Raw genomic sequence first — 8,360 nt, 5'->3', positions numbered from 1 at the left:
GGGCCGGCGCGCTCATCGGTGAAGGCGGCACTCGAAGCCGGCCGTCACGTCGTCACTGCCAACAAGGCGCTGCTCGCCAAGCATGGCGTGGCGCTGGCCGAGATCGCCGAGAAGAAGGGCGTGCTGCTTAACTACGAGGCCGCCGTGGCGGGCGGCATTCCGGTCATCAAGACGATGCGCGAGGCGATGGCCGGCAATTCGGTCACCCGCGTGTTCGGCATCCTCAACGGCACCTGCAACTATATCCTGACCCGCATGGAGGCCGAGGGCATCTCATTCGACGCCTGCCTGAAGGACGCGCAGCGGCTGGGGTATGCCGAGGCCGATCCGACCTTCGACATCGAGGGCCAGGACACCGCGCACAAGCTGTCGATCTTGACCAGCCTTGCCTTCGGCACCAGGATCGCCGCCAACGACATCTACATGGAAGGCATTTCCAACATCACCCAGGCTGACATCCGCGCGGCCGGCGATCTTGGCTACCGGATCAAGCTGCTTGGTGTCGCCCAGCGCACCGAGAGCGGCATCGAGCAGCGCGTTCACCCGACCATGGTGCCGACCGCCTCGGTCATCGCGCAGGTGCACGGCGTGACCAATGCGGTGGCGATCGAGACCGACATTCTGGGCGAGCTGCTGCTGTCAGGCCCCGGTGCTGGCGGCAATGCCACCGCCTCGGCCGTCATCGGCGACATCGCCGACATCGCCAAGAGCCGGCCGGGCTTCCAGCACGGTCCGGTCTTCGGCCGGCCGGCGAAGGAGCTGAAACCGTACAAGAAGGCGCAGATGCGCAGCCATGCCGGCGGCTACTTCATCCGGCTGACCGTGCATGATCGCATCGGCGTGTTTGCGGCGATAGCCAAGCGCATGGCCGACAACGACATTTCGCTGGAATCGATCGTCCAGCACGCGGTCAACGGCGAGGCGGCGGCACAGAAGACGGTGATCCTCGTCACCCACGAGACGACGGAGGCCGCCGTGCGCAAGGCCGTCGACGGCATCACCAAGGACGGCCATCTGACCGACAAGCCGCAAGTCATCCGCATCGAGCGGGCAGGGTAGTTTTCCTGGGGATAGCCGCGTGGGACAAGAATCCCGCAGGCATCGAGGTCCGGCCTGACGGCAAACAGCCGCTTCCGGCCGGAACGAATTCGCGTCGCCGCCGTTCTCTTGGTCAGCAACCAGAGGGAGCCGCTTCATGGCCGATACCAACAAATCCGACACCCCGCACATCGACGATATCCAGAAGACGCTGGAAAAGCAGATTGCCGAACTGCGCAAGGAGATCACAAAGATCAACAAGAGCATTTCGGCGCGGAGTGCGGAGATGCTCGATGACGCCAGCGAACAGGCTTCCGATTTCTACGACACGGCGGCGGCCCGCGCGTCGCGAACCGCCCAACAGCTGCGCAGCCAGGCCCATGCTGTTTCGGAAGTTGCACGCGAAAATCCCGGTACGACGACAGCCGTGGTCGGCGTGATCGGCCTGCTCGGCTTTCTGGCCGGCTTCGCCATTGGCCAGTCGATGAACGACACGTCGCGCCGCTGGTATTGATCGCGGCGCGATAGGGCCGGTTTCTCCGGCTCATTTCCCTGTTTCAGCACATCATCTTTAAGGAGGGCACCATGGCTTCATCCGCGTTGATCAGCATCCTGATCACATTCCTCGTCATCATCCTCGTTCTCTATCTGGTTCAGCGTCTGCCGCTCGATGCCCGCATGAGGCAGATCGCCCAGATCATCGTGATCATCATTGGCATCATTTCGCTGCTCAAATACCTTGCGGTTTTCTAGGCCGCGAAGGGCGCCGATGTTCAATTTTTCATGCCGGCCCGGTTCTTTGCGACCGGGCCGGCGTCGTTTCAAAATGCGTTTAATCGATTGATATTGCTGGCTATTCGATAAAGTTTTGGATGGGTCTTGCCGTTGTCATGCTCGCCTGACAAAACAGGCCCGCCTCCGGCGGGAGGCCGCATTGCCAACGAGGAAAATCACCAGATGAATGTGGCCCAGAACATCGTCGCCGGTCTTGACCGGATACTCACCATGGAACTGGTGCGCGTCACCGAACGGGCCGCCGTCGCGGCCGCCAGGCTGCGTGGGCGCGGCGACGAAAAGGCGGCCGACCAGGTCGCCGTGGATGCCATGCGCCAGGAGCTCAACCGCCTTGCCATCAAGGGCACGGTGGTGATCGGCGAGGGCGAGAGGGACGAAGCGCCGATGCTCTATATCGGCGAGGAAGTCGGCTCGGGCAAAGGTCCGGCCGTCGATATCGCACTCGATCCGCTCGAAGGCACGACGATCTGCGCCAAGAACCTGCCCAATGCGCTCGCCGTCATCGCGATCGCCGAGAAGGGCAGCCTGCTGTTCGCACCCGATGTCTACATGGACAAGATCGCCATCGGCCCTGGCTATGCAGACGGCGTCATCGACATCGATGCCTCGCCGGCCGAAAACATCGCCAGTCTCGCGAGGGCCAAGGGTGTCACTATATCGGATATCACCACCTGTATCCTCGACCGGCCACGTCATGCCAAGCTGATCGATGCGGTGCGCGCCACGGGTGCCGCGATCCGGCTGATCGGCGACGGCGATGTCGCCGGCGTCATCCACACCACGGATCCCGAAGAAACCGGCATCGATATCTATCTCGGCACTGGCGGCGCGCCCGAGGGCGTGCTGGCGGCGGCCGCGCTGCGTTGCACCGGCGGCCAGATGCAGGGTCGGCTGATCCTCGACACGCCGGAAAAGGTCGCTCGCGCGGCAAAGATGGGTATTTCCAATCCGAAACGGGTCTATCGGACGGAGGACATGGCGCGCGGCGATGTGCTGTTTGCGGCGACCGGTGTCACCGACGGCAACATGCTGGCTGGCGTCAAGTTCGGCCGCAATTACATCACCACCCACACGATCGTGCTGCGCTCGTCGTCGCGGACGGTGCGCGAGATCAAGGCCAGGCATCAGGACTTGGATAAGTTCTGACGCTCGCTTGCGAAGCCACCTTGCAATTGTTAGCCATTCGGGCGCATCCGATGCTGGCTGCAAGGATTTGACGATGAAACCGTTCGACTGGCACGCGGATCCGATTTCGCGCGCCACCGCCATCACGAAGTCCTATCGCAACACCCAGAACGTGCGCCGTTTTCTCACCCGGGAATGCGGCGATGCGTTCAGATTCGACCGGCCTTTCATGGCCTGGCTCAAGGACGGTGCGGACAAGACGATGGGCGATGCAGCCGACGAATGGCTTCGGCGCCGGGCTGAAAAGCGGAAAGCGTAGTTTTCTTGAACACCCGTGAACCGCTTGGCTTTGCCTGCCTTTGGCCGAAAGCGCGTCGCGTTCACGCGACGCGCTTTCATGCATGTCGTAGTCCCAAAACCGCTGCGCACTTTTGGGTGACATGCACTATCCTGCGGCCAATCATGAGTTGGCAAAGCGTATGACCGGCGAAAAACGCCTCTTCCTCGATGTCAGGCAGTCGGCTACCGGGGTCTCCTGGGAGCACCGGCTGACCGAGCGGCAGGACATGATCGCGCTCGCCATCGCGCAAGGCCATGGCGTGCCCGATGTCGTTGCGCGGGTGCTTGCCGGTCGTGGCGTCACCGCCGAGCAGACGGAGCGGTTTCTCGACCCGACGATCCGCGATCTTCTGCCGGATCCGGCATCGCTGACCGACATGGACAGGGCGGCGGCACGCATCGCCGCCGCGGTGATGGCCAGGGAAAAGGTGGCGATCTTCGGTGACTACGATGTCGACGGCGCCGCTTCGTCGGCCTTGCTGAAGCGGTTCCTTACGCATTTCTCGGTGCCGTCGGAAATCTACATCCCGGATCGTATTTTCGAGGGCTATGGCCCCAATCCGGATGCCATGCGCGAGCTTGTTTCGCGTGGCGCGACACTGATCGTCACCGTCGATTGCGGCACCAACAGTGCCGTTTCCATCGATGCCGCCAACGATGCCGGGGCCGATGTCGTGGTGCTCGACCACCACCAGGTCGGCGGTGCTTTGCCGGCGGCAATCGCTGTCGTCAATCCCAATCGCGACGATGACCTTTCCGGGCAGGGCCATCTCTGTGCCGCCGGCGTGGTCTTCCTCGCCCTTGTGCAGACGGCCAAGATCCTGCGCGGCCGCATGGCCGATGCCACCCCGCCGGACCTGCTTTCACTGCTTGATATTGTAGCGCTGGCCACCGTCTGTGACGTGGTGCCATTGACCGGCGTCAACCGCGCCTTCGTGGTCAAAGGGCTGCAGATGGCGCGCCAGCAGAAGAACGAAGGGCTGGCGGCACTGGCACGGGTGTCGCGCATCGGCGAGCCGATCAGCACTTTCCATCTGGCCTATCTGATCGGCCCTCGCATTAACGCCGGCGGGCGCATAGGCGATGCCGCACTCGGCAGCCGGCTGCTTGCGACCGACGACCCGGTCGAGGCGCGCACCATCGCCGAGACGCTCGATCGGCTCAACCAGGAACGGCAGCTGATGGAGCAGGAGATGCTCGCCGCAGCGCGTGCCGAGGCCGATGCAGAGCTTGCCGGCGGCAATGGCCCCGCCATCGTCGTCACCGCCAGCAACAGCTGGCATCCGGGCATTGTCGGCCTGCTCGCCTCACGATTGAAGGACCATGCCCGCCGACCCGCCTTCGCCATCGCCTTCAACGCCAATGGCGTCGGCACTGGCTCGGGCCGCTCGGTGTCGGGCTTCGACCTCGGCCGGCTGGTGCGCGAGGCGGCCGATGCCGGGCTGATCGTCAAGGGCGGCGGCCATGGCATGGCGGCCGGCATCACCGTGGAGCGGGCGAAGCTTGGCGAGCTCAGGGCGTTTTTCGAAGAGCGGGCGGCAGCCGATGTGTTCCGGCTGCAAGGCGAGGAAAGCCTGGCGATCGACGGCGCGCTTGCCGCTGAAGGCGCGACGCTTGGACTGCTCGACGCGCTGGAAAAGGCCGGACCGTTCGGTGCCGGGCATGCAGCACCCGTTTTCGCTCTGCCGCGCCATCGGCTGGCAGACGCCAGGCCGGTCGGCACCAACCACATCCGCGTCGAGCTGCAATCGGAGAGCGGCGGTCGCATCCAGGCGATCGCCTTTCGCGCCGTCGATACCGCGCTTGGCGAGTTCCTGTTCAAGAACCGGGGCAAGACTATCCACGTCGCCGGTTCGCTGTCGGGCAATTACTGGAACGGCAACCGCACGGTGCAGTTTCGCATTGTCGATGCGGCGCGCGCATAGTCGCCTGCGGCCAACTCAACTAGCCGGTGCAGAGGGCAACAGCGTCGCGGGGCAGCATAGCTCCGTCAGTGTGACGGAACGCACCAATCATGTGTTGAAAGGGGCAGATAGGCCTAGGCCAGAACGGACTGCAGCCGGGTCAGTTCGCCGATCTGGGCCATCGTCGCCTGATAGCCGAGGTTGATCGCCTCGTCGGCGCGATGAAATTCGGTAAGGCCGATATGGCTGAGCTTCGGTTGCAGTGACATGTCGGGCGGATCGCCGGCAAGCCTGGCGCGCGAAATGCGGTCCTGGATGATGTTGAAGGCCTCGACCATGACGCCGGTGATGCCGAGTCGCGTCTGATGCGACTGGTGCTCGGCGTCGACCTGACCGGGTCTCGGCGCGTCCTTTTCGACGACCAGTTCGCCGGCGCTGTGCTTGATAACGGCGGCACGGCCGAACAAGTCATAGTGAAGATTGACCGCTACGACGAGCGGCTGCTCATAGGCACGGCAGACCGAAACCGGCACCGGGTTGACCAGAGCGCCGTCGACCAGCACGCGGCCATTGCAATTCACCGGCTCGAACACGCCGGGCAGCGCATAGGAAGCGCGCATGGCGGTGATCAACGAGCCGCTCGACAGCCAGATTTCGTGGCCCGTGCGGATTTCGGACGTGACTGCGACGAACGGCTTGACCAAATCCTCGAAACGAATGCCGGCCATGTGCTCGCGCAGCCGGGCGTCGAGCTTCATGCCGCCGAACAGGCCGCTGCCACGCAGGTTGAGATCGAGCAGGCCGAAGATGCGTCGCTTGGTCAGGCTGCGGGCGAATTCTTCGAGTTCGTCCAGTTTGCCGGCAAGATAGCAACCGCCGACCAGAGCACCGATCGAGGTGCCGGCGATCATCGACACTTCGATACCGGCTTCGTCGAGCGCGCGCAGTACGCCGATATGCGCCCAACCGCGGGCGCAACCGCCGCCCAAGGCGAGCGAAATGCCTGTTTTCTTCGGAGGTTTCGTTTCGGACGCGCCGCCTGACGAGGACAGGCCGTTGGCCTCCCTGACATCTGGTCTGTTACGCAATGACGCCCACTCGAGCATCATGATCTCCCTTGTCCCACTCCCTTTCTACAGGAAGTACGTTTGAGAATAGTGAACATGAGTGGTTTGTGAATATTGAATGGTTCACAGAGGCTTCCGATACGTGTTTTCCGCATCGAACAGCGGTTTGCTGCCGTCGCCGGCAAGCGTCCCCTTGCCATCGACCAGCCCCACCGTCCGATAAAAGCATGAACGCCGACCGGTGTGACAGGTTGCGTCGTGGCCCAACACTTTGACGCGCAGCCACAACGCATCCTGGTCGCAATCGGTGCGCATCTCGACGACATGCTGGAAATTGCCCGAGGTTTCGCCCTTTTTCCAAAGCGCGTTGCGCGAGCGTGACCAGTAGTGAGCGATGCCTGTCTCCAGCGTCAGCGCCAGCGCCTGCGCATTCATGTGCGCAACCATCAACAGCATGCCATCTTGGGCGTCGGTGACGACGACAGTGACCAGACCGGCAGCGTCGAAGCGCGGTGAAAACACCGCGCCTTCCTCGAGCGCTTTCTTGTCTGACGGAGCTTTCGGGAATTCAAGTGCCGACATCGCCGGTCCTTATCTAGCGAAGTCGGTGGGGCTATCAGACCCCGCCGCCGCGCACCATGGTGACGAAACGGACCTGCTCTTCGGGCGTGTCCTTGAAGACACCGGTGAAGGTAGAGGTCAGCGTTGTGGAACCCTGCTTGCGGATGCCGCGCATGGCCATGCACATGTGTTCGGCCTCGATCATGACGGCGACGCCGCGCGGATTGAGCACGTCCTGGATGACGCCGGCGATCTGCGCCGTCAGGGCCTCCTGCGTCTGCAGGCGGTGGGCGAAGATGTCGACGACACGCGCGATCTTGGAAAGGCCGACGACCTTGCCGTCCGGCAGATAGCCGACATGCGCCTTGCCGATGATCGGCACCATGTGGTGCTCGCAATGCGAATGGAATGTTATGTCCTTGACGATGACCAGGTCATCGTAGCCGGCGACCTCCTCGAAGGTGCGGCCGAGTTCCTCGGCCGGGCACATGTCGTAGCCGCCGAACATTTCGCGATAGGCCTTGGCCACCCGCTTCGGTGTGTCGATCAGCCCTTCGCGGTCCGGATTGTCGCCGGTCCAGCGCAAAAGCGTGCGCACGGCGGCCTCGACTTCGGCTTCGCTCGGCCGGTCGGTAACCGGCTTCTCCATATAGGCTGACTGGGGCATGAGTTTCTTGATGACGGCATCCATAAAAGGCGTCTCCCGTAGTCCCTCTCGGCGGAGGAACGAGTTGAACGGACCACGACCTTTCGGTTTCGGAAACTCGCCCCGTTTCCAGCCCCGTAAGTGGCGTGAACTTCCCGGCAAGGACATTGGCTTTCGTTGTCTTGTCGATACCGGACTACCAGCATTATATATGGTCATGATGAGCGAAAGGAAGACACGACAGCGGCAATCGCTGTTCGCTTGGCGGCGACGGATTGGAAAATAATGATAAACGATGTCTACAATACGAAAATTCTCGGTTTTGCCGGAAACATCGCCCGCATCGGTCGCCTCGATCATCCTGACGCGACCGCCAAGGCGCATTCCAAGCTTTGCGGCTCGACCGTCACCGTCGACCTCAAGATGCGCGATGGCGTGGTCACGGACTTTGCCCATGACGTGAAGGCCTGCGCGCTCGGCCAGGCGTCGTCCTCGATCATGGCGCAGCATGTCGTCGGTGCCAGTGCCGAGGAATTGCGCGCGGTGCGCGACACCATGCTGAAGATGCTGAAAGAAAATGGCGCCCCGCCGGACGGTCGCTTCGCGGACCTCAGATATCTGGAGCCGGTGCGCGACTACAAGGCGCGTCATGCCTCGACCATGCTGACTTTCGATGCCGTGGTCGACGCGATCGGCCAGATCGAAAAGAAGCGCGCCGAAGAAGCGGCCTGAGGGCCGATAACCGACCGTTACAGAGCACGTCTGCTTTCGGCAAATTCGCCGCGTACCCAGTCGGCGAACGCGGCGGCAGGTTCCGGCAGATCGCGCAGGTTTCTGGCCACCAGCCAATAGGCGCCGGATGCGACGTTGATGTCGAACGGCTTG

General features: G+C 62.9%; 10 protein-coding genes and 1 pseudogene. 7 read left to right on the top strand and 4 right to left on the bottom strand.

All coding sequences use genetic code 11. From position 1 onward, the window contains the following. The 6 genes from EN993_RS20455 to recJ form a co-directional block, all read left to right on the top strand. Positions 1-1,059 (top strand): homoserine dehydrogenase (locus EN993_RS20455; protein WP_164757733.1); only part of this gene is annotated, 1,059 nt, incomplete at its 5' end. Between the two features lie 136 nt (positions 1,060-1,195). Further along, entirely contained in the window at positions 1,196-1,552 is a 357-nt protein-coding gene (locus tag EN993_RS20450; RefSeq protein WP_127264654.1) for a hypothetical protein, read from the top strand. A gap of 71 nt (positions 1,553-1,623) precedes the next feature. Continuing rightward, entirely contained in the window at positions 1,624-1,791 is a 168-nt protein-coding gene (locus EN993_RS20445) for a Thivi_2564 family membrane protein (RefSeq protein WP_109671537.1), read from the top strand. Between the two features lie 204 nt (positions 1,792-1,995). Further along, positions 1,996-2,979, top strand: a complete 984-nt coding sequence (gene glpX, locus EN993_RS20440) for a class II fructose-bisphosphatase (protein WP_126068919.1) — start codon at positions 1,996-1,998, stop codon at positions 2,977-2,979. 73 nt (positions 2,980-3,052) lie between these two features. After that, complete coding sequence (locus EN993_RS20435; protein WP_109671535.1) at positions 3,053-3,277, top strand: DUF6434 domain-containing protein; 225 nt, start codon at positions 3,053-3,055, stop codon at positions 3,275-3,277. A 160-nt stretch (positions 3,278-3,437) separates the two neighbouring features. After that, on the top strand, positions 3,438-5,222 hold the full coding sequence (recJ, locus tag EN993_RS20430; RefSeq protein ID WP_126068920.1) for a single-stranded-DNA-specific exonuclease RecJ: 1,785 nt from the start codon (positions 3,438-3,440) through the stop codon (positions 5,220-5,222). Positions 5,223-5,335: 113 nt separating this feature from the next. Here the strand turns inward: recJ and EN993_RS20425 are convergent, their stop codons facing one another. The 3 genes from EN993_RS20425 to folE form a co-directional block, all read right to left on the bottom strand. Continuing rightward, the gene (locus EN993_RS20425; protein WP_109671563.1) at positions 5,336-6,307 is read right to left on the bottom strand and encodes a patatin family protein; all 972 of its coding nucleotides are present in this window, start codon (positions 6,305-6,307) and stop codon (positions 5,336-5,338) included. Between the two features lie 84 nt (positions 6,308-6,391). Then, a complete protein-coding gene (hisI, locus tag EN993_RS20420; protein WP_109671534.1) occupies positions 6,392-6,850 on the bottom strand; it encodes a phosphoribosyl-AMP cyclohydrolase in 459 nt (152 codons plus the stop codon). Between the two features lie 34 nt (positions 6,851-6,884). Continuing rightward, positions 6,885-7,520: a GTP cyclohydrolase I FolE gene (gene folE, locus EN993_RS20415; protein ID WP_109671533.1), complete on the bottom strand. Its 636-nt coding sequence runs from the start codon at positions 7,518-7,520 to the stop codon at positions 6,885-6,887. A 240-nt stretch (positions 7,521-7,760) separates the two neighbouring features. Between folE and EN993_RS20410 the strand changes: the two genes are divergently transcribed. Beyond that, positions 7,761-8,207: an iron-sulfur cluster assembly scaffold protein gene (locus EN993_RS20410; RefSeq protein ID WP_109671532.1), complete on the top strand. Its 447-nt coding sequence runs from the start codon at positions 7,761-7,763 to the stop codon at positions 8,205-8,207. 17 nt (positions 8,208-8,224) lie between these two features. Here the strand turns inward: EN993_RS20410 and EN993_RS37865 are convergent. Next, positions 8,225-8,360, bottom strand: a pseudogene (locus EN993_RS37865) (transcriptional regulator); the annotation flags it as partial.

The sequence above is a fragment of the Mesorhizobium sp. M7D.F.Ca.US.004.01.2.1 genome (assembly GCF_003997785.1).
GTDB lineage: Bacteria > Pseudomonadota > Alphaproteobacteria > Rhizobiales > Rhizobiaceae > Mesorhizobium > Mesorhizobium loti.
Note: the sequence above shows the minus strand (reverse complement) of the source record. Positions and strands in the feature narration are given on the sequence as shown.